This is a genomic window from Nocardioides sp. Root240, assembly GCF_001428825.1.
Taxonomy (GTDB): Bacteria; Actinomycetota; Actinomycetes; order Propionibacteriales; family Nocardioidaceae; genus Nocardioides.
The window spans coordinates 726,917-745,271 of record NZ_LMIT01000002.1; the positions used below are offsets into that span (position 1 = coordinate 726,917).

The 18,355-nt window shown below is 71.4% G+C and carries 14 protein-coding genes and 1 riboswitch; of the genes, 6 read left to right on the plus strand and 8 right to left on the minus strand.

Going from position 1 to position 18,355, the window contains the following annotated elements:
* Window positions 1-90: 90 nt before the first annotated feature.
* The 3 genes from arc to ASE20_RS06540 all read right to left on the minus strand — a co-directional run bounded on the left by arc (window position 91) and on the right by ASE20_RS06540 (window position 4,086).
* On the minus strand, window positions 91-1,851 hold the full coding sequence (gene arc / locus ASE20_RS06530; protein ID WP_056893689.1) for a proteasome ATPase: 1,761 nt from the start codon (window positions 1,849-1,851) through the stop codon (window positions 91-93).
* Between the two features lie 189 nt (window positions 1,852-2,040).
* Window positions 2,041-2,982 (minus strand): tRNA (adenine-N1)-methyltransferase, encoded by a 942-nt coding sequence (locus tag ASE20_RS06535; protein ID WP_082612191.1) that lies wholly within the window; start codon window positions 2,980-2,982, stop codon window positions 2,041-2,043.
* Between the two features lie 9 nt (window positions 2,983-2,991).
* Window positions 2,992-4,086 carry a site-2 protease family protein gene (locus ASE20_RS06540; RefSeq protein ID WP_225869184.1) on the minus strand — a complete coding sequence of 365 codons (1,095 nt, stop codon included), beginning with the start codon at window positions 4,084-4,086 and terminating at the stop codon, window positions 2,992-2,994.
* 168 nt (window positions 4,087-4,254) lie between these two features.
* On the opposite strand from ASE20_RS06540, the gene ASE20_RS06545 reads away from it, so the two are divergent.
* Together ASE20_RS06545 and ASE20_RS06550 are read left to right on the plus strand one after the other, a co-directional pair.
* Window positions 4,255-5,127 carry a RecB family exonuclease gene (locus tag ASE20_RS06545; protein ID WP_056893691.1) on the plus strand — a complete coding sequence of 291 codons (873 nt, stop codon included), beginning with the start codon at window positions 4,255-4,257 and terminating at the stop codon, window positions 5,125-5,127.
* Between the two features lie 12 nt (window positions 5,128-5,139).
* Window positions 5,140-6,936 carry a hypothetical protein gene (locus tag ASE20_RS06550; RefSeq protein WP_056893692.1) on the plus strand — a complete coding sequence of 599 codons (1,797 nt, stop codon included), beginning with the start codon at window positions 5,140-5,142 and terminating at the stop codon, window positions 6,934-6,936.
* Here ASE20_RS06550 and ASE20_RS06555 read toward each other — a convergent pair.
* Window positions 6,908-7,549 (minus strand): HAD family hydrolase, encoded by a 642-nt coding sequence (locus ASE20_RS06555; protein ID WP_225869185.1) that lies wholly within the window; start codon window positions 7,547-7,549, stop codon window positions 6,908-6,910. The two genes, ASE20_RS06550 and ASE20_RS06555, sit on opposite strands and share 29 nt — an antisense overlap.
* A gap of 47 nt (window positions 7,550-7,596) precedes the next feature.
* Between ASE20_RS06555 and ASE20_RS25820 the strand changes: the two genes are divergently transcribed.
* Complete coding sequence (locus tag ASE20_RS25820) at window positions 7,597-9,882, plus strand: ATP-binding protein (RefSeq protein ID WP_056893694.1); 2,286 nt, start codon at window positions 7,597-7,599, stop codon at window positions 9,880-9,882.
* Here the strand turns inward: ASE20_RS25820 and ASE20_RS06565 are convergent.
* Window positions 9,860-10,528: a hemerythrin domain-containing protein gene (locus tag ASE20_RS06565; protein ID WP_056893695.1), complete on the minus strand. Its 669-nt coding sequence runs from the start codon at window positions 10,526-10,528 to the stop codon at window positions 9,860-9,862. The genes ASE20_RS25820 and ASE20_RS06565 overlap by 23 nt on opposite strands.
* 184 nt (window positions 10,529-10,712) lie before the next feature.
* Here ASE20_RS06565 and ASE20_RS06570 point away from each other — a divergent pair, with 184 nt between their 5' ends.
* On the plus strand, window positions 10,713-11,153 hold the full coding sequence (locus ASE20_RS06570; protein ID WP_056893696.1) for a hypothetical protein: 441 nt from the start codon (window positions 10,713-10,715) through the stop codon (window positions 11,151-11,153).
* Here ASE20_RS06570 and ASE20_RS06575 read toward each other — a convergent pair.
* Window positions 11,053-11,541, minus strand: a complete 489-nt coding sequence (locus ASE20_RS06575; protein WP_056893697.1) for a cupin domain-containing protein — start codon at window positions 11,539-11,541, stop codon at window positions 11,053-11,055. The genes ASE20_RS06570 and ASE20_RS06575 overlap by 101 nt on opposite strands.
* A 47-nt stretch (window positions 11,542-11,588) precedes the next feature.
* On the opposite strand from ASE20_RS06575, the gene ASE20_RS06580 reads away from it, so the two are divergent.
* A complete protein-coding gene (locus ASE20_RS06580) occupies window positions 11,589-12,215 on the plus strand; it encodes a TetR/AcrR family transcriptional regulator (protein ID WP_056893698.1) in 627 nt (208 codons plus the stop codon).
* Window positions 12,216-12,270: 55 nt separating this feature from the next.
* Here ASE20_RS06580 and metH read toward each other — a convergent pair whose 3' ends face one another.
* A complete protein-coding gene (metH, locus tag ASE20_RS06585; protein WP_056893699.1) occupies window positions 12,271-15,993 on the minus strand; it encodes a methionine synthase in 3,723 nt (1,240 codons plus the stop codon).
* Between the two features lie 15 nt (window positions 15,994-16,008).
* Window positions 16,009-16,079, minus strand: a riboswitch (S-adenosyl-L-homocysteine riboswitch).
* Window positions 16,080-16,121: 42 nt separating this feature from the next.
* Between metH and ASE20_RS06590 the strand changes: the two genes are divergently transcribed.
* Window positions 16,122-16,967: a PAC2 family protein gene (locus ASE20_RS06590; protein ID WP_412778602.1), complete on the plus strand. Its 846-nt coding sequence runs from the start codon at window positions 16,122-16,124 to the stop codon at window positions 16,965-16,967.
* A 129-nt stretch (window positions 16,968-17,096) separates the two neighbouring features.
* Here ASE20_RS06590 and mshC read toward each other — a convergent pair whose 3' ends face one another.
* Complete coding sequence (gene mshC / locus ASE20_RS06595; RefSeq protein WP_056893701.1) at window positions 17,097-18,332, minus strand: cysteine--1-D-myo-inosityl 2-amino-2-deoxy-alpha-D-glucopyranoside ligase; 1,236 nt, start codon at window positions 18,330-18,332, stop codon at window positions 17,097-17,099.
* Window positions 18,333-18,355: the final 23 nt, after the last annotated feature.

The following is an 18,355-nucleotide window of genomic DNA, read 5'->3' on the forward strand; positions in this document are numbered from 1 at the left end:
GACGACGAGGGCGAGCTTCTTGACCACAGGGGGCTCCTTCAGGAGTTGAAAGGTTGCTGGTGCCTCCACCTTGTCAGGTGGGGACAAGGATCAGAGGTATTGCCCGGTGTCGCTGACCGTGTCGATCGACCGGCCCGGCTCGGTGCCCTGCTTGCCGGTGATGAGCGTGCGGATGAAGACGATCCGCTCACCCTTCTTGCCCGAGATCCGCGCCCAGTCGTCGGGGTTGGTCGTGTTGGGCAGGTCCTCGTTCTCCTTGAACTCGTCGACGCAGGCCTGGAGCAGGTGCGAGACCCGCAGGCCCTTCTGGTCGTGGTCGATGAAGTCCTTGATGGCCATCTTCTTCGCCCGGTCGACGATGTTCTGGATCATGGCGCCGGAGTTGAAGTCCTTGAAGTACAGGACCTCCTTGTCACCGTTGGCGTAGGTCACCTCGAGGAAGCGGTTCTCCTCGGTCTCGGTGTACATCCGCTCGACCGTCGCCCGGATCATCCCGGTCACGGTGGCCTGCTTGTCGCCGCCGAACTCGGCGACGTCCTCGGGGTGCAGGGGCAGGGACGTCGTGAGGTACTTGCTGAAGATGTCGCGGGCCGACTCGGCGTCGGGCCGCTCGATCTTGATCTTCACGTCGAGCCGGCCGGGACGCAGGATGGCCGGGTCGATCATGTCCTCACGGTTCGAGGCACCGATGACCAGCACGTTCTCCAGCGTCTCGACGCCGTCGATCTCACTGAGCAGCTGCGGGACGATGGTGTTCTCGACGTCAGAGGAGACGCCCGACCCGCGGGTGCGGAACAGGGAGTCCATCTCGTCGAAGAAGACGATGACCGGCGTACCCTGCGACGCCTTCTCGCGCGCCCGCTGGAAGACCAGGCGGATGTGGCGCTCGGTCTCGCCGACGTACTTGTTGAGCAGCTCGGGACCCTTGATGTTCAGGAAGTAGGACTTCCCCTCGGCACCGGTCTTGGCCGCGACCTTCTTCGCCAGCGAGTTGGCGACGGCCTTCGCGATGAGGGTCTTGCCGCAGCCCGGCGGACCGTAGAGCAGGATGCCCTTCGGCGGCTTCAGCTCGTGCTCGGTGAAGAGGTCGGGGTAGAGGTACGGCAGCTCGACCGCGTCCTGGATCATCTCGATCTGGTTGCCGAGGCCACCGATGGTCTCGTAGGTGATGTCGGGGACCTCCTCGAGGACCAGCTCCTCGACCTCCGACTTCGGGACCTTCTCGTAGACGTAACCCGCGCGGGAGTCGAGCAGCAGCGAGTCGCCGGCACGCAGCGTCTCGGTGAGCAGCGGCTCGGCGAGCTTGACCACCCGCTCCTCGTCCGCGTTGGCGATCACCAGGACGCGCTCGCCGTCGGCGAGCACCTCCTTGAGCATCACGACCTCGCCGACCTGCTCGAACTCGAACGCGGCCACCACGTTGAGGGCCTCGTTGAGCATGACCTCCTGGCCGCGGCGCAGGGTGTCGAGGTCGACCGCCGGGCTGACCGTCACCCTCAGCTTGCGGCCACCGGTGAACACGTCGACCGAGTCGTCGTCGTTGCGCTGGAGGAAGGTGCCGAAGCCGGCGGGCGGCTGGGCGAGCCGGTCGACCTCCTCCTTGAGCTTCATGATCTGGTCCCGCGCGTCGCGCAGCGTGGTCGCCAGTCGCTCGTTCTGGGCCGTCACCGCCGCCAGCGAGCGCTGGGCGTCGGCGAGCCGCATCTCGAGAGAGCGGGCATTGCTGCCGGGCGTCTCGGCCGTGCGGCGGCGCAGGTCGTGGATCTCGTCCTCGAGGAAACGGACCTGCTCCTCGAGCTCCTCACGACTCGGAGAGCGGTGGCTTCCCGTGCCTTCTCCCATGCTCGTCATGGCACACCTCCTGCCACCGACCCTACTCGCGGGCGTGTTGCGCGGAAGTGCTTCGCCACGCATTCGATGCAACGTTTCGGTTGCGGTCGAGCGGAGGGGCTGCGGCGGAAGGGGTTGCGGTTTGGTCCCAAACCGCAGGCGACACGCCGTGGAGACCTGCGGTTTGGGACCAAACCGCAGGAATTTGGATCAGTCGTCGGTGGCGAGCTCGGGCACGCCCGGGGGGCGCGGACCGTCGTAGTCCGGGCCGTAGGCACCGGGAGCGGGGCGGCGCTTCTTGAGGGGCGCGCGCTCGCCGGGGGCCATCCTGCGGGCGGTGACCAGGAAGGCGGTGTGGCCGATCATCTTGTGGCCGGGGCGGACGGCGAGGCCCTCCACGTGCCAGTCGCGCACGAGCGACTCCCACGGCGCCGGCTCGGTGAACCCGCCGTGGAAACGGACGGCCTCGACGAACTTCGAGAGCTGGGTGGTCGTGGCGACGTAGGCGCAGACGATGCCGCCGGGGAGCAGTGCGTCGGCGGCAGCGTCGAGGCAGTCCCAGGGCGCGAGCATGTCGAGGATGATCCGGTCGCAGCGCTCGCCGGAGGCAGGGAGCGCCTCGGCGAGGTCGCCGAGGGTGAGCTGCCAGGCGGGGTGGTCGCCGCCGAAGAACTGGGTGACGTTGCGGCGGGCGACGTCGGCGAACTCCTCGCGGCGCTCGTACGACGACACCTTGCCGTGCGGCCCGACGGCACGCAGCAGCGAACAGGTCAGCGCGCCGGAGCCGACGCCGGCCTCGACCACGTGGGCGCCCGGGAAGATGTCGGCCATCGCGATGATCTGCGCGGAGTCCTTGGGGTAGACCACGGCCGCGCCGCGCGGCATCGACACGACGTACTCGGAGAGCAGCGGGCGGAACACGAGGTACTCGCCGCCGGCGGACGAGGTGACCGTGAAGCCCTCCTCGCGGCCGATCAGCTCGTCGTGCTCGAGGTGGCCCTTGTTGGAGAAGAACTTCTTGCCGGGCTCGAGCGCGAAGTTGTGGCGACGGCCCTTGCCGTCGACGAGGCGCACCCACTCCCCTGTGCGCAGTGGTCCGCGGTGCACGCCGGACCAGGCGTCCTCGGGTACGTCGGGGGTCGCTTCACTCACCGGCGCAGCCTATCGACTGCGCATCTCACGGACGATGTCGGCCGTCGCGAGGACGCCGTGGACGGAGCCGTCCTCCGCGATCAGCACGTACTCGTTGGCCGGCGTGGCGCGCAGCGCGGCGACCAGGTCGTCACCGGCGATCCCGACCGGCAGCGCCCGACCGCCGGCAAGGCTGCGGGCGGCGGCGGAGACGGGGAGCCACGGCATCCGCTCGGGCGGTACGGCGCGCACGGCCTCCCCCGACACCACACCGACCGGGCGGCCGTCGGACGTCGTCGTGACGATGCTGGTCACGCCGGCCGCCTCCGCACGACGCAGCGCCTCGGCGAGCGGCAGGTCCTCGGGGACCGAGACCGCGGGCCGGGCCAGCTGAGTGGCGTCGACGGTGGAGAGCTGGCGGACGACCTTGGAGCCGGCGAGTGCCTGACTCGCACCGGTCCAGAGGAAGACGGCGACGATGGCGAGCACGACGGGATTCACGACGGAGCCCGTGCCGGCGCTGAGGACCGCCCACAGGACGACCGCGACCGCCGTCAGCCGGCCGCCCCAGGCCGCGACGGTCGTCCCGACGTGGACCTTGCCGGTCGCCGCCCAGACCCCTGCCTTGAGGACGCGTCCCCCGTCGAGCGGCAGGCCGGGCACCAGGTTGAGCACGCCGATCACGAGGTTGGCACCGGCCAGACCCTCGATGACCAGGCGGAGCAGGCCCGGGTGGACCACGAACCAGAGGCCGAGCGCGGTCGCGCCGACCGCGAGCGAGGTGATCGGGCCGACGACAGCGATCCAGAACTCCTGGCGTGGCCGGCGGGCCTCGCCGTCGATCGTGGTCGCGCCGCCGAGGAAGTGCAGGGTGATCGACTCGACGTTGAAGCCGAAGCGCCGCGCGACCAGGGCGTGCGACGCCTCGTGGAGCAGGATCGCGAGGTACAGCGCCATCGCGAAGGCGAGGCCGACGACGTACTTCCAGCCACCCAGGCCGGGCTGCACCTGGTCGACCCGCGGGCCCATGATCCAGGCGATCAGCGCCGCGACGAAGAACCAGGAGGTCGACACCAGCACGTCGCTGCCCGCGATCCGGCCGATGCGGAACATGCCTCGGGGCACGGGGGGCCGGGGTGGGGCGGGCGACGGACCAGACACGCCACGAGGCTAGATGAGGGGGTCCAAGGTCTCGCACTCCGAGCCCCGCTCGGCGCACGATCCCCTCGGACCGACTCATCCCCGGACCGGACACGCCCTCATTTGTCGGCGGGCTGTCCTAGTGTCGACCGCATGACCTCAGCACCTCCGTCCGCCGGCCTCGAGCCGGCCGACCCGTCCGAGCGCGGCGGCACCCGCGTCGACGGCGTCGAGGTGCTCGGCGCGCTGTCCCCCTCGCGGGTCGGCGACTTCCTCAACTGCCCGCTGCTCTACCGCTTCCGCAGCATCGACCGTCTCCCCGAGCCGGCCTCGCCCGCGGCCGTCCGCGGCACCGTCGTCCACCGGGTGCTCGAGCAGCTCTTCGACCTCCCGGCCGGCGAGCGGGTCCCGTCGGTCGCGGAGACGATGATCGCCCCGGCCTGGACCGAGCTGCAGGAGCTCGAGCCGGCCGTGACGGAGATGTTCCCGGCGGACGGACCCGAGATCGCCGCCTGGCTGGAGTCCTGCCGCGACGTCCTGGCCCGCTACTTCGACCTCGAGGACCCACGCCAGCTGGAGCCGGCCGACCGGGAGCTGTACGTCGAGACGCTCACCGACAGCAAGCTGCTGCTGCGCGGCGTGATCGACCGCGTCGACGTGGCACCCGACGGGTCGATCAGGATCTGCGACTACAAGACGGGTCCCTCGCCCAGCGAGATGTTCGAGGGCAAGGCCCTCTTCCAGCTCAAGTTCTACGCGCTCGTGCTGTGGCGGATGCGCGGCGTGGTCCCGCGGATGCTCCAGCTGGTCTACCTCGGCAACAGCGAGGTGCTGCGCTACGAGCCCGACGAGCAGGACCTGCTCGCCACCGAGCGCAAGGTGCTCGCGGTCTGGGACGCGATCCGGACCGCCACCGAGAAGCGGGAGTTCGAGGCGCGCAAGGGCGCCGGTTGCCGGTGGTGCGCCCACCAAGCACTGTGCCCGGCCTACGACGGCACGCCTCCGCCGTACCCGGTGCAGGACTGAGGCCGACCGACCGTGGCGGCCGGGACCACCCTGCTGTTCCTGCACGGCGTCGGTTCCGGCGACCGTGGTGACGACTGGCAACGGGTCCTGGGCTCGACCCTGACCTCGCTGGGGTACCCCGGGCTCGACGGGGTGGCGGTGGTCGCACCCAAGTACCCCGACGTGCTGCGCGCGGCCGGCACCAAGGCGCCGCTGCCGCCGGTGACCATCGACGACCTCACTGGCTCGGCGGCCCGCACGCACCGGCGCGCGGTCGAACGCCGCATCGCCGCGCTCGAGGCCCGTTTGGGGCGCCACGACACCGGTGCCGGTTGGGTCGGGGCGGACCAGGTCGTCGACCTCGGGATGGCGATCGGGCCCTTCACCCAGGCCCACAACTACCTCACCCGGCCGCGGGTGCGTGCCCAGGTGTTGACGAAGGTGCTCGACCGGCTGCCGCGCTCCGGACGGCTGGTCGTCGTCGGGCACAGCCTCGGCTCGGTGGTCGCGGCCGACCTGGTACGCCGGCTCCCGGTCGGGCTCGAGGTCGCCGGGATGGTCACGATCGGCAGCCCGCTCGGGCACGAGCGGTTCGACGTCGACGGGTTGCGCAAGCGGCTGGCCGCTCCCCCGGCGAACCTCTCGTGGTGGGCGAATTTCTGGAACGAGCTCGACCCGGTGACCTCCCACCGGGGCGTCTCGGCCGTGGTGCCCTGGCTGCTGGACCGACGGGTCCGGGCATCGGCGCTGGCCGATCCGCACGCGTCGGCGGGCTACCTCGCCGACACCTCGGTCGCGACGGCCGTCGGGTTCGCGCTGCACGGGTCGCTGGACCACGCGCTCGCGGTCCCCGAGCGCGGGCCCGACATCGCGCTCGACCCGACCGAGACCGTGGCGCTGGTCGCACTGCTCCACGCGCACCTGGTCAACGACCGGCTCGACGGATCGCGGAGGCAGCGGCACCGCGACGCCATCCGCACCGTGCAGGCCTGCGCCGTCGAGGCGGCCGTCGCGCGCAACCGCGACCACGGGGTCGCGGTGTCGCAGACCGTGCTCGACTGCCACGTCGACCTGCTCGATCCCGACTCGGCGCCGCCGCGCCCACGCGCGATGCGCCACCTGTCGGCGGAGGAGGCCGTCGTACCCCTGGTGTTCGTGGCCACCACCAACGTGATCCGTCCCTTCGAGATCGCGGTCCCGCTCGACGTGCGTCGTGCCGCGATGGCCGACCTGACCTCGGCGATGGGACTCGGCAGCGCGCTCGGCACCGACGTCCACGCCGCGCTCGCCGAGGCGCATGAGGTCCTCGGATGCGGGCCGTCGGGGTGGGTCGCCCGGACCGCGCTCGACATGGGCACCGGCGCACTGGCCGCCGCCACTGGCGGGTTGACCTTCGCGGCCGCACCGGTCGGCGGGGCCGCGGCGGCCGTCAGCGCGCTCGCCCCGTTCGAGCCCGACGGGATCCTCGGCGAGCTGCTGTCCGCCGCGGCGTTCGCGACGTCATCCTCCGACGCACTCCCGGAGGGACTGGCCCGGGCCCGGACGTCGGCCGAGACCGTGCTCGCCGTCGTCGAGACCCAGCTCGCGGCGGCCCTGCTGCGTCAGCGCCGCGACCTCGAGCAGGACCCCACCACGTGGCGCTCGCTCGTGCTCACCGGCGCGGAGGTACGACGCGAGCAGGCCCGCTTGGCCTCGGTCTGCGACCGCTCGTCGGACGTGCTCACCCAGGCCCGGCGCAAGCTCGGCGCCGTCGACCGCGCCGTGCGGCACCTGGCCGACGAGGGCCTCGTGCCCGGTCCGGTCACAGGGTGGCGAGGTCCTCGGGAGTGATCCCGTGCAGGGTGTCCCGGAAGACCCGGTTGGATCCGTCCGGCACCGGCACGTGGTTCGGTACGACGAGCACCCGGCAGCCGGCGGCCTCCGCCGAGCGTGCCCCGGTCGGAGAGTCCTCGATGGCGACGCAGTCCGCCGGGTCGACGCCCAGCGCGGCCGCGGCCGTCAGGTAGGCCTCCGGGTGCGGCTTGCCCTGGCTGACCATGTCGCCGGTCACGATGACGCGGAAGGTCTCGGGCGGCAGGTGCTCGAGGATCGGCGCCACGAAGCGCTGGTAGGACATGGTCACCAGGCCGCAGGGCACGTCCGCCCTGCGCAGCGCGAGCAACAGCTCCCGCGAGCCCTCGCACCACGGCACGGAGTGCCGGACCTGCGCGACGACACCGTCGAGCAGCATCTCGACGACCTCCTCGGGCGACTGCTCGAGCCCGAGCTTGGCCTTGATGTACTCCCCCGACACGAGCAGGTCGTTGCCGACCAGGCTCATCGCGTCCTCGTGGGTCCAGGTGCCGCCGTGCGCCTCGGCGATCGCGGTCTCCGTCGCCATCCAGTAGGGCTCGGTGTCGACGAGGGTTCCGTCCATGTCCCACAGGACCGCAGCAGGCTTCACGCCTGAATCCTGTCATGCGGCCGGCGAGGCTCGGCTAGGTTCCTGCCGTGCAGCAGAGGGGCGACGACGGCTTCGGCGCCGTCCTGCGCGCGCTGCGCACCGACCGCAGCCTGACCCAGGAGGAGCTGGCCGAACGCGCCGGCCTCTCGGTCAAGGCCGTCAGCGCCCTCGAGCGCGGCGAACGCAAGCGTCCCTACCCGCACACCGTCCGCGCGCTGGCCGAGGCGCTCGGGCTCGCCGACGGGGAGCGGACGGCCCTCGCGGCGGCGGTGCCGCGCCCGGTCCGTCCGCCGGCGGCCGTCGTCCCCGCGTACGACGGGCGGCGCGGTGGCGTGACCGCGCCTCCGACCCGGCTCATCGGACGTGAAGCCGCCCTGGTGGAGATGGCGGAACGGGTCGAAGCCGGAGCACGGCTGGTGACCCTCACCGGCCCGGGCGGCGTCGGCAAGACGCGCGTGGCGGTGGCCACCCTGGAGCGGCTGGCGCCGTCGTACGACCTGGCCGTGGGGGTCGACCTGGCTGTGGTCCGGGACCCGCGAGAGGTGCTGCCCCAGCTCGCGGCCGCGATCTACCTTCCGGAGCGGGGCGCCGGCGACGCCACGACACGGCTGGTGGCGGCGCTCACCGGGCGTCGTACGCTCGCGCTCCTCGACAACTTCGAGCAGGTGCTCGACGCGGCGGTCGACGTCGCGGACCTGCTCGCCCGCTGCCCCGGCCTCGTCGTGCTCGTCACCAGCCGGGCCCCGCTTCGGGTGCGGGCCGAGCACGAGGTCGGACTCGGTCCCCTGTCGTCCGTCCAGGCCGTGCGGCTCTTCCTCGAACGGGCGAACGCCGCGGGCGCGCGGCTGGAGCTCGACGACGCCAACGCCCCCGTGGTCGAGGCGATCTGCCGTCGCCTCGACGGCCTGCCGCTCGCGCTCGAGCTGGCCGCCGCCGGCGCGCGGCTGCTGACTCCCGCAGGCCTGCTGGCACGGCTCGAGGAGCACGGCCCACCGGAGGGTCCTCGGGACCTCGCCGCCCGCCAGCGCACGATGGCGGACGCCCTCGACTGGAGCCTGGACCTCGTCGCGCCGTCCGATGCGGAGATGTTCGCCCAGCTGGGCGCGTTCTCCGGCAGCTTCACCCTCGACGCGGCCGCCGCGGTCGCGGGGACCAACGACGTCCTGGGTCCGCTCGCCACCCTCGTCGACCACTCGCTCGTCGCACGCGTCGAGCCGCGCACCGATCCGCCGCGGTTCCGCCTGCTCGAACCCGTCCGCCAGTACGCCGGGCAGCGGCTCCTCGCATCGGGCGCGACCGCCGCGGCGGCCGACCGCCATGCTGCCTGGTTCCACGCCCGGGCCCTGGCGGCCGACGTCGCGCTCCGCGGTCCCGACCTCCGGGCCGAGCTCGACCGGCTCGACGCCGACCACGCGAACCTGCGCTCGGCGTACCTGCGCCTGCTGGAGCTGGGCCGTGGCGACGACGCAGCCGAGCTCGCCGGCAGCACCTGGCTCTACCTCGCACTGCGGGGACACGCCCGCGAGGGCCTCGGGTGGCTGGAAGGCGCCGAGGGCGTCGGCTCCGACGCGGTCCAGGCACGCCGGCTGATCGGGCGGATGGGCCTCCTGTTCGCCACCGGCGACATCGCGGGCATGCGCGCCGCCGCCACGGCGGCGGTGCCGGTCGCCCGCCGGGTCGGCGACGCCGGGATCGCCGCGGAGGCAGCCACCCTCGCCGGTCATGCCGCCGTCTTCGTCGGCGCCGTCGACGATGCCCGTGCCCTGCTGGACGACGCCCTCGCCCGTGCCGCCGGCGCCGACCTGCCGTGGGTCGAGGCGCACACCCTGGTCGCGCTCGGCCAGCTCGCCCTGGTCCGGGGCGACCTCGACGAAGCCGACCGCGTGCTCGACGACGCCCTGGAGATCGCGCGCGACCTCGGCAACGACTTCACGCTGGCCACCTGCCTGACACGCCGTGCCACGGTCACGACGCTGCGCGGCGACACGGCCGGCACGGCCACGCTGCTGGGCGAGTCGATCACCCGAGCGCTGGACACGCGAATGAGCTGGCCGCTGAGCTACTCGCTCCCGGCGATGGCCGGTGTCGCCGTACGGCTGGGCCAGGTGCGGGCAGCCGCCGTGCTCCTCGCGGCGTCCGCGTCGCTGTCCGTCGCGGACGCGGTCGACCCGCGGTTCCCCGTCTCGCGCGACCTGGCCGAGCAGGACCTCGCCGCCACCCGCTCCCAGCTCGGCGAGCAGGCGTTCGCGGCGGCCTGGCAGGAAGGGCGCGCTGCCTCGGCGGCCGAGCTCGCCGAGCTGGTGGACGACGTCACGCGACTCGCACGCGGTTGATGTAGCGGCGGTACTGCCGGGCGCCGATCGTCCGCAGCACCAGCCGCACCGGGGCGGGCAGCTGTGCCAACATCTGGTCACGCTCGTCGGCGTCCGCGTCCTCGAGGATCGCACCGAACATCAGCGGCAGCTGCCTGAAGCTCATCGCTTCGCGGCCGTGCTCACCGAGGCTCTGCCACTCCTCGACGGTGATGTGGCGGGCGACGAGGGGCAGGATCTCCCGCTCCTCGAGGTCGAGGTGCTCGAACAACGCCGTGGCCAGCCCCTCGACCAGCTGCGCCACCTGCTCGCCACCGAGGGCGGTCGGGGCCTTCGCCCACGCGGTCGCCAGCGTCCGTACCTCCTCGGTGCGGCCGTCGACGACCTCGTGCTGGCGCTGCATGGTCTCGACCAGGTCCGACGACGGCGCGGCCCGCACGTGGAGCAGCGGCCACAGCACGGCGTCCTCCCCGGTGTGGTGCATGTGCAGGCCGTCGAGGATCAGCGCGAGGTGCTCGGCGACGAGGCCGGCGCGGGCGGCGTCACCCTCGGCGACGCGTCGTACCAGGCGGGGCAGGGCGGTGAGCTCCCTGCGGAACACACGGTGGACGACAACCATCTCGTGCACGTTCGGTCGCTGCTGCAGGGCGCTGGTGGTGGGGTTCATCGGTTCTCCTCGGTCGGTCTCTCGGGACTCCACCAGCGTCGCCGCGCCGGCCCGACCGCTCCCAGCCACGCGACCCCCACACTGCCCCCACAGTCAGCCGCTGTGGCTGTCCGCCGCGTTCCTCGATCCCCACGATCGAGGAGCACGGCGACCACCCGGGCCGCCCTCGCACCAGGAGCCACCGATGCCCGCCACGCCCCGCGTCCTCGCCGCCGCCTTCACGCTGTCGGCCGTCCACACGGTCTACGCCGACCTCGCCGGCATCGCGGACCCGACCTTCACGCCGACGACCCCCACGACCTGGCTGTTCTACGCCGTCGGCTTCGGCTCGGTCTGGCTGGCCCGCCGGCCAGGTCGCACGGCCCAGCTCAGCCTGCTGGCCTACCTCGCGATGCTGCTCGGCGTGAGCGTCTTCTACTACCCGACGACGTTCACGGTCGAGAAGCAGACCGTGTTCGGGTGGTTCGAGAACGACGTGTACGTCGGGCTGCTGATGATCGCGGCGTACCTCACGCTCGCCCGACTCACGCTGGCGGAGGCCCCAGGATCTCCTGCCCACCCGCGACCGCGGCCGCGGCGAGTGCTTCCATCGTCACCTCCCAGCCGTCCGGGCGTGGGTCGGTGACCCGTCGCCCGGCCCCACGGAAGAAGCCCTCCATGCCGCTGGGTGTGCAGATCGTGAGCAGGTCGACCTCAGGAGCGTCGAAGCGGTAGGCGTGCGGGACGTCCCGCGGCAGGAAGACGGCACCGCCCTCCCCCACCTCGTGGCGGGCGTCGCCGACCCAGAAGGTGCCGTGCCCCTTCAGGACGACGAACATCTCGTCCTCCTTGCGGTGCACGTGCAGCGGCGCCGCCGAGCCGGCGCCGAGGCTGCTGCGGACCACCGTCACCTGGCCGGCGGGCTGGTCGCCGTCGAGCAGGATCTGGAGCTCGTGGCCACCGATCCACTCGATGCGGTCGTGATCGGCCGCCTGGGCGATGTAGGCGAGGCTCATCGCGATCTCCTCCTGCATTTGGCTTACCTATCGTCTAACGAATAACTCGACGGTAGGCTCCGGTCATGGCGGACGTCAAGAAGCGCGCGTACCACTCGCCGCTGCGCAGCGGGCAGGCGCAGGAGTCACGCGCGGCCGTCCTGCGGGCAGCACGCGAGCTCTTCGTCGAGCAGGGGTACGGCGCCACGACCATCGAGCAGGTCGCCGCTCGCGCCGGCGTCAGCAAGCCCACCGTCTTCACCGCCGTCGGCAACAAGGTCACCCTGCTCAAGGTGGTCCGCGACGTGGCGATGACGGGTGACGACGAGCCTCGAGCGGTCACCGACCGAGAAGACGTGGCCGCGATCGCGGCGGCCGGCGACCTCGACCGTGCGGTGGCGCTGACGGCTCGCCACATCGCTGACGTCAACGGCCGCGCCCACGGCGTCCACGAGGTCATCCGCGGAGCGTCCGGGACCGACCCGGCCGTCGCCGAGCTGTGGGAGGCCGTCGAGAACCAGCGCCACATCGGGGCCGGCCACCTCCTCGAGCGGCTCCAGGTCCGGCCCACAGTGCCGCGCAAGCAGGCGCAGGACCGGCTGTGGCTGCTGATGGCGACCGACACCTACCACCGGCTGGTGGCCGTCCGGGGCTGGTCGCCGGCGGCCTACGAGCGCTGGCTGACCGCGGAGATCCGGGCGCTGTTCCCCTGACGCACAACGGCTGCCGACTCGTTCGAGCCGACAGCCGCTGCGGGAGACCGGGAGCTCAGTCCTCCGGGTTGTAGCCCAGGTTCGGGCCCAGCCAGCGCTCGGCCTCCTTCAGTGTCCAGCCCTTGCGGGTGGCGTAGTCGGCAACCTGGTCCTGCGCGAGCCGGCCCACGACGAAGTACTGCGACTGCGGGTGCGAGAAGTACCAGCCGCTGACCGCGGCGCCGGGCCACATCGCCATCGACTCGGTGAGCTCGATGCCGGTGGCGGCCGTGGCGTCGAGGAGCGCGAAGAGCGTCTCCTTCTCGGTGTGCTCGGGGCAGGCCGGGTAGCCGGGAGCCGGGCGGATGCCGACGTACCGCTCGCCGATGAGGGCGTCGTTGTCGAGGTCCTCGTCGGGCTGGTAGCCCCAGAACTCCTTGCGGACCCGCTCGTGCATCCGCTCGGCGAAGGCCTCCGCCAGGCGGTCGGCGAGCGCCTCGAGGAGGATGGCGCTGTAGTCGTCGAGATCGGCCTTGAACTCCATGATCTTCGCCTGGCTGCCGAGCCCCGCGGTGACGGCGAAGCCACCGACGTAGTCGGTCAGTCCGCTCTCCTTCGGGGCCACGAAGTCGCCCAGGGACCGGTTCGGGATGCCCTCGCGGTGCTCGCCCTGCTGGCGCAGGTTGCGCAGGGTCGTGACGACGGTGGTACGCGACTCGTCGGCGTACACCTCGATGTCGTCACCGACCGCGTTGGCCGGGAAGAAACCGATCACCCCGTTGGCGGTGAGCCACTTCTCCTTGATGAGCTGGTCGAGCATCGCCTGCGCGTCGTCGTACAGCTTGCGTGCCGCCTCACCGGAGGCAGGGTTGTTGAGGATGTCGGGGAACTTGCCCTTCATCTCCCAGGCGTTGAAGAAGGGCTGCCAGTCGATGTACTCGCGCAGCTCACTCAGGTCGTAGTCGGAGAAGACCCGCACGCCCTGCTGGCGCGGGACCGGCGGGACGTAGCCCTCCCAGTCGATGGGCGTGCGGTTGGCGCGCGCCTTCTCGAGCGTGATGGTCGGGCGCTCCTGCTTCTGGGCGTGCCGCTCGCGGAGAGAGGCGTAGTCGGCCTCGGTCGCCTCGAGCAGCGCGGGACGCTGCTCGTCGGAGAGCAGCGCGGCCGCCACCGGCACCGAGCGGGAGGCGTCCTTGACCCACACCACCGGGCCGGTACGACGCGGCGAGACCTTGACCGCCGTGTGCGCCCGCGACGTCGTGGCACCACCGATCAGCAGCGGGATCTCCAGGCCCTGGCGCTCCATCTCCGCGGCGAAGTTGACCATCTCGTCGAGCGAGGGCGTGATGAGTCCGGACAGGCCGATGATGTCGGCGCCGTGCTCCTTGGCGGCGTCGAGGATCTTCTGCGCCGGAACCATCACGCCGAGGTCGATCACCGTGTAGTTGTTGCACTGCAGCACCACGCCGACGATGTTCTTGCCGATGTCGTGGACGTCGCCCTTGACCGTCGCCATCACGATCGTGCCGTTCGTCGACTCGGCGTCACCGGGCTGCTTCTCGGCCTCGATGAAGGGCAGCAGGTAGGCCACCGCCTTCTTCATCACGCGCGCCGACTTCACGACCTGGGGCAGGAACATCTTGCCGGCGCCGAACAGGTCGCCGACGACGTTCATGCCGTCCATCAGCGGGCCCTCGATGACCTCGATCGGGCGACCTCCGGCGGCCGCGATCTCGGCGCGCAGCTCCTCGGTGTCGGCCTCGACGTCGGCGTCGATGCCCTTGACCAGGGCGTGCGTGATCCGTTCGCGCACCGGCAGGCTGCGCCACTCGGCGGCGACCGGGTCGACCTCCTCGCCCTTGGTGTTGAAGCGCTCCGCGATCTCCAGCAGGCGCTCGGCGGCGTCCTCGCGCCGGTTGAGGACGACGTCCTCGATCCGCTCGCGCAGCTCGGGGTCGATCTCGTCGTAGACGACCAGGGCGCCGGCGTTGACGATGCCCATGTCGAGGCCGGCCTTGATGGCGTGGAACAGGAAGACGGCGTGGATCGCCTCGCGGACCGGGTTGTTGCCCCGGAACGAGAACGACACGTTGGAGATGCCACCGGAGATGTGGACGCCCGGCAGGTTCTCCTTGATCCACGCACAGGCCTCGATGAAGTCGATGCCGTAGGTGGCGTGCTCCTCGATGCCCGTGGCCAGCGCGAAGCAGTTCGGGTCGAAGATGATGTCCTCGGCCGGGAAGCCGACCTCCTCGGTCAGGATCCGGTACGCGCGGCCGCAGATCTCCTTGCGACGCTCGAGGTTGTCGGCCTGGCCGGTCTCGTCGAAGGCCATCACGACGACCGCGGCGCCGTACTTGCGGCACAGGCGGGCCTCGCGGACGAACTTCTCCTCGCCCTCCTTGAGGGAGATCGAGTTGACGATCGGCTTGCCCTGGACGTTCTTCAGGCCGGCCTCGATGACCTCCCACTTGGAGGAGTCGATCATCACCGGGACGCGGCTGATGTCGGGCTCGGCGGCGATCAGCCGGGTGAACCGGTCCATCGCGGCGACGCCGTCGATCATTCCCTCGTCCATGTTGATGTCGATGACCTGCGCACCGACCTCGACCTGCTGGAGCGCGACCGAGAGGGCGGTGTCGTAGTCCTCGGCCTTGATCAGGTTGCGGAAGCGCGCCGAGCCGGTGATGTTGGTGCGCTCGCCGATGTTGACGAAGAGCGAGTCCTCGGTGATGTTGAGCGGCTCCAGGCCGGACAGGCGGGTGGCGACGTCGACCTCAGCAACCGGGCGGCGCGTCTTGCCCTCGACCGCCTTGGCGATCTCGGCGATGTGGGCGGGCGTCGTGCCGCAGCAGCCGCCGACGATGTTGACAAGGCCGGCCTCGGCGAACTCCGCGATGTACGACGCCTGCCGTTCGGGGCTCTCGTCGTACTCGCCGAAGGCGTTGGGCAGACCCGCGTTCGGGTACGCCGACACGTAGGTGTCCGCGATCCGCGACATCTCGGCCAGGTAGGGCCGCATCTCCGGGGCGCCGAGAGCGCAGTTGAGGCCGACCGCGACCGGCTTCACGTGCCGCATCGCGTTCCAGAACGCCTCGGTGGTCTGGCCCGACAGGGTCCGGCCGGACGCGTCGGTGATCGTGCCCGAGATGACGACGGGCCAGCGCCGTCCCCGCTCCTCGAACAGCGTCTCGACGGCGAAGATCGCCGCCTTCGCGTTGAGCGAGTCGAAGATCGTCTCGATCAGGAGGATGTCGGAGCCGCCGTCGACCAGGCCGTTGGCCGCCTCGAGGTAGGCGGCGACCAGCTGGTCGTAGGTGATGTTGCGCGCGCCCGGGTCGTTGACGTCGGGCGAGATGGTCGCGGTCCGCGTCGTGGGGCCGATCGCGCCGGCGACGTACCGCGGCTTCTCCGGGGTCGCGAACGCGTCGCAGGCCTCGCGCGCCAGGCGCGCCGACTCGTAGTTGAGCTCGTAGGAGAGATCGGCCATGTCGTAGTCGGCCATCGAGACCCGGTTGGCGCTGAAGGTGTTGGTCTCGATGATGTCGGCGCCGGCCTCGAGGTACTCGCGGTGGATGCCGGTGATGATGTCGGGCTGCGTGAGCGTGAGGAGCTCGTTGTTGCCCTGGACGTCGCTGGGCCAGTCCCTGAAGCGCTCACCGCGGTAGCCGGCCTCGTCGGGACGGTCGCGCTGGATCGCGGTACCCATGGCGCCGTCGATGATCAGGATGCGCTCGGCGAGGGCACGCGTCAGGGCCTCGGTGCAGTCAGGGCGCAGGTGCGGCTCGAAGGCGTTCACGAGTGGTCCTCCCAGTGTCGGAAGGCGTCCTTGGAGCTTCGCCGAGCGTGGCGGACCGCGGGTCCGTTGCAACGCCTCTCGGCTGGTGCACATGTTACTCGTGCTTTCCTGACTAGGCTGGAGAAGTGATGGAGATCGAGACGGTCACCGGACTCGTCCGGCCGGTGGTCATCGCTGCGTTCGAGGGCTGGAACGACGCCGCCGAGTCGGCGACGGCCGTGGTGGACCACCTGATGAAGGTCTGGGACGCGCGCGTGGTCGCCGCGATCGACCCCGAGGAGTTCTACGACTTCCAGGTCAACCGGCCCACCGTCGGCATCGACGAGAACGGCTTCCGGAAGCTGACCTGGCCCAGCACCCACGTCTCCGTGGCCTCTCCCCCGGCGCTGGACCGCGACGTGATCCTGATCCGCGGGATCGAGCCGAACATGAAGTGGCGCCAGTTCAGCACCGAGCTGCTCGACGTCATCGACCAGCTCGGCGGCGAGATGCTGGTGACCCTCGGCGCGCTGCTCTCCGACAGCCCCCACACCCGCCCGATCCCCGTCTCCGGCTCCTCGACCGAGCCGGACCTCATGGAGCGGCTCGACCTCGAGCAGTCGACGTACGAGGGGCCGACGGGGATCGTCGGCGTCCTCCAGGACGCCTGCACGACCGTCGACCTGCCCGCCGTGTCGTACTGGGCCGCCGTCCCCCACTACGTCGCCCAGCCGCCCTGCCCCAAGGCGACGCTGGCGCTGCTGAGCCGGCTGGAGGACTTCTTCGAGACCCCGATCCCGCTCGGCGACCTCCCCGAGGAGGCGCGGGCGTGGGAGCGCGGCGTCGACGAGCTCGCCGAGGAGGACGAGGACATCGCCGACTACGTCCGCTCGCTGGAGGAGTCGCGTGACACCGCCGACCTGCCCGAGGCGTCGGGCGAGGCGATCGCGCGGGAGTTCGAGCGGTACCTCAAGCGGCGGGGCGAGGACGACTGACGGTCGTCTGTCGTCGGCCGGAACTGTTGCGGTTTGGTCCCAAACCGCAACAATTCGGGCCCGCGGGCTGCAGTTCGTGCCCAATCGAGGCCCCGCCGGCAGTGACCACCGCGGCCGAGGAGCCGTCGGCTACAGCGTGAGACCGAGCGCGGCGTCGAGCACCGGCAGGAGCGTGACCGCGGCGTCGGCGTCGCTGGTGTCGGCGAGGCCGTCGGTGCCGAGCGTGGCGGCGACCCAGCCGTCGATCGCGGCCGTGGCGCGAGGGGCGTCGAGGTCGTCGGCAAGGGCCGCGAGGATCTCCTCGACCACCGGGGCGGCGGGAGCGCCGGCACCGAGAGCGACGGCGCGGCGCCAGGTGGCGAGGTCGTCGACCGCGGTCCACAGCTGGTCGTCGGTCCACTCCCAGTCGGTGCGGTAGTGGTGGCGCAGAAGCGTCAGCCGGATGGCCATCGGGTCGATGTCGCTGTTGCGCAACGCGGAGACGAACACCAGGTTGCCGAGCGACTTCGACATCTTCTCGCCGTCGTAGGCCACCATCCCGGCGTGGGAGTAGACCTGCGCGAAGGGCTCGCCGGTCGCGACCTGCACGTGGCCGGCGCACATCTCGTGGTGCGGGAAGACGAGGTCGCTGCCACCGCCCTGGACGTCGAAGCGGCCACCGAGCTCCTGGAGTGCGATCGCGGCGCACTCGATGTGCCAGCCCGGCCGTCCCTTGCCCCACGGGCTGTCCCAGGACGGCTCGCCCTCGCGCTCACCGCGCCACACGACGCAGTCGAGCGGGTCCTTCTTGCCGGCGCGGTCCGGGTCGCCGCCGCGCTCGCCGAAGAAGCGCAGCATGGTGTCGCGGTCGTAGCCGGACTCCTCGCCGAAGGCGGCGTCGGCGCTGACCGAGAAGTACAGGTCGTCCTCGACGCGGTAGATCGCGCCGGCCTCCTCGAGCCGGGTGATCAGCTCGATGACCAGCGGGATCGACTCGACCGCCCCGATGTACGCCGCCGGCGGCAGCACGCGCAGCGCCTCCATGTCCTTGCGGAACAGTTCGGTCTCGCGCTCGGCGAGCTCGACCCAGTCGACGCCCACCTTCGTGGCGCGCTCGAGCAGCGGGTCGTCGACGTCGGTGACGTTCTGCACGAAGCGGACGTCGTGACCCGCCGCGCGCCAGGCGCGGTTGAGCAGGTCGAAGGCGACGTAGGTGTTGGCGTGACCGATGTGCGTGGCGTCGTAGGGCGTGATGCCGCAGACGTACAGGCGCGCCGCACCGTCCGGCGTCGTCTCGACGGGACCGCCCGTGGCGGTGTCGTGGAGGACGACGGGAGGGCCGGTCACCGGGAGCACCGGGATCCCCGGGGCGTTCCATGCGCGCATGCGCTGATGCTAGTTGGTGCCCC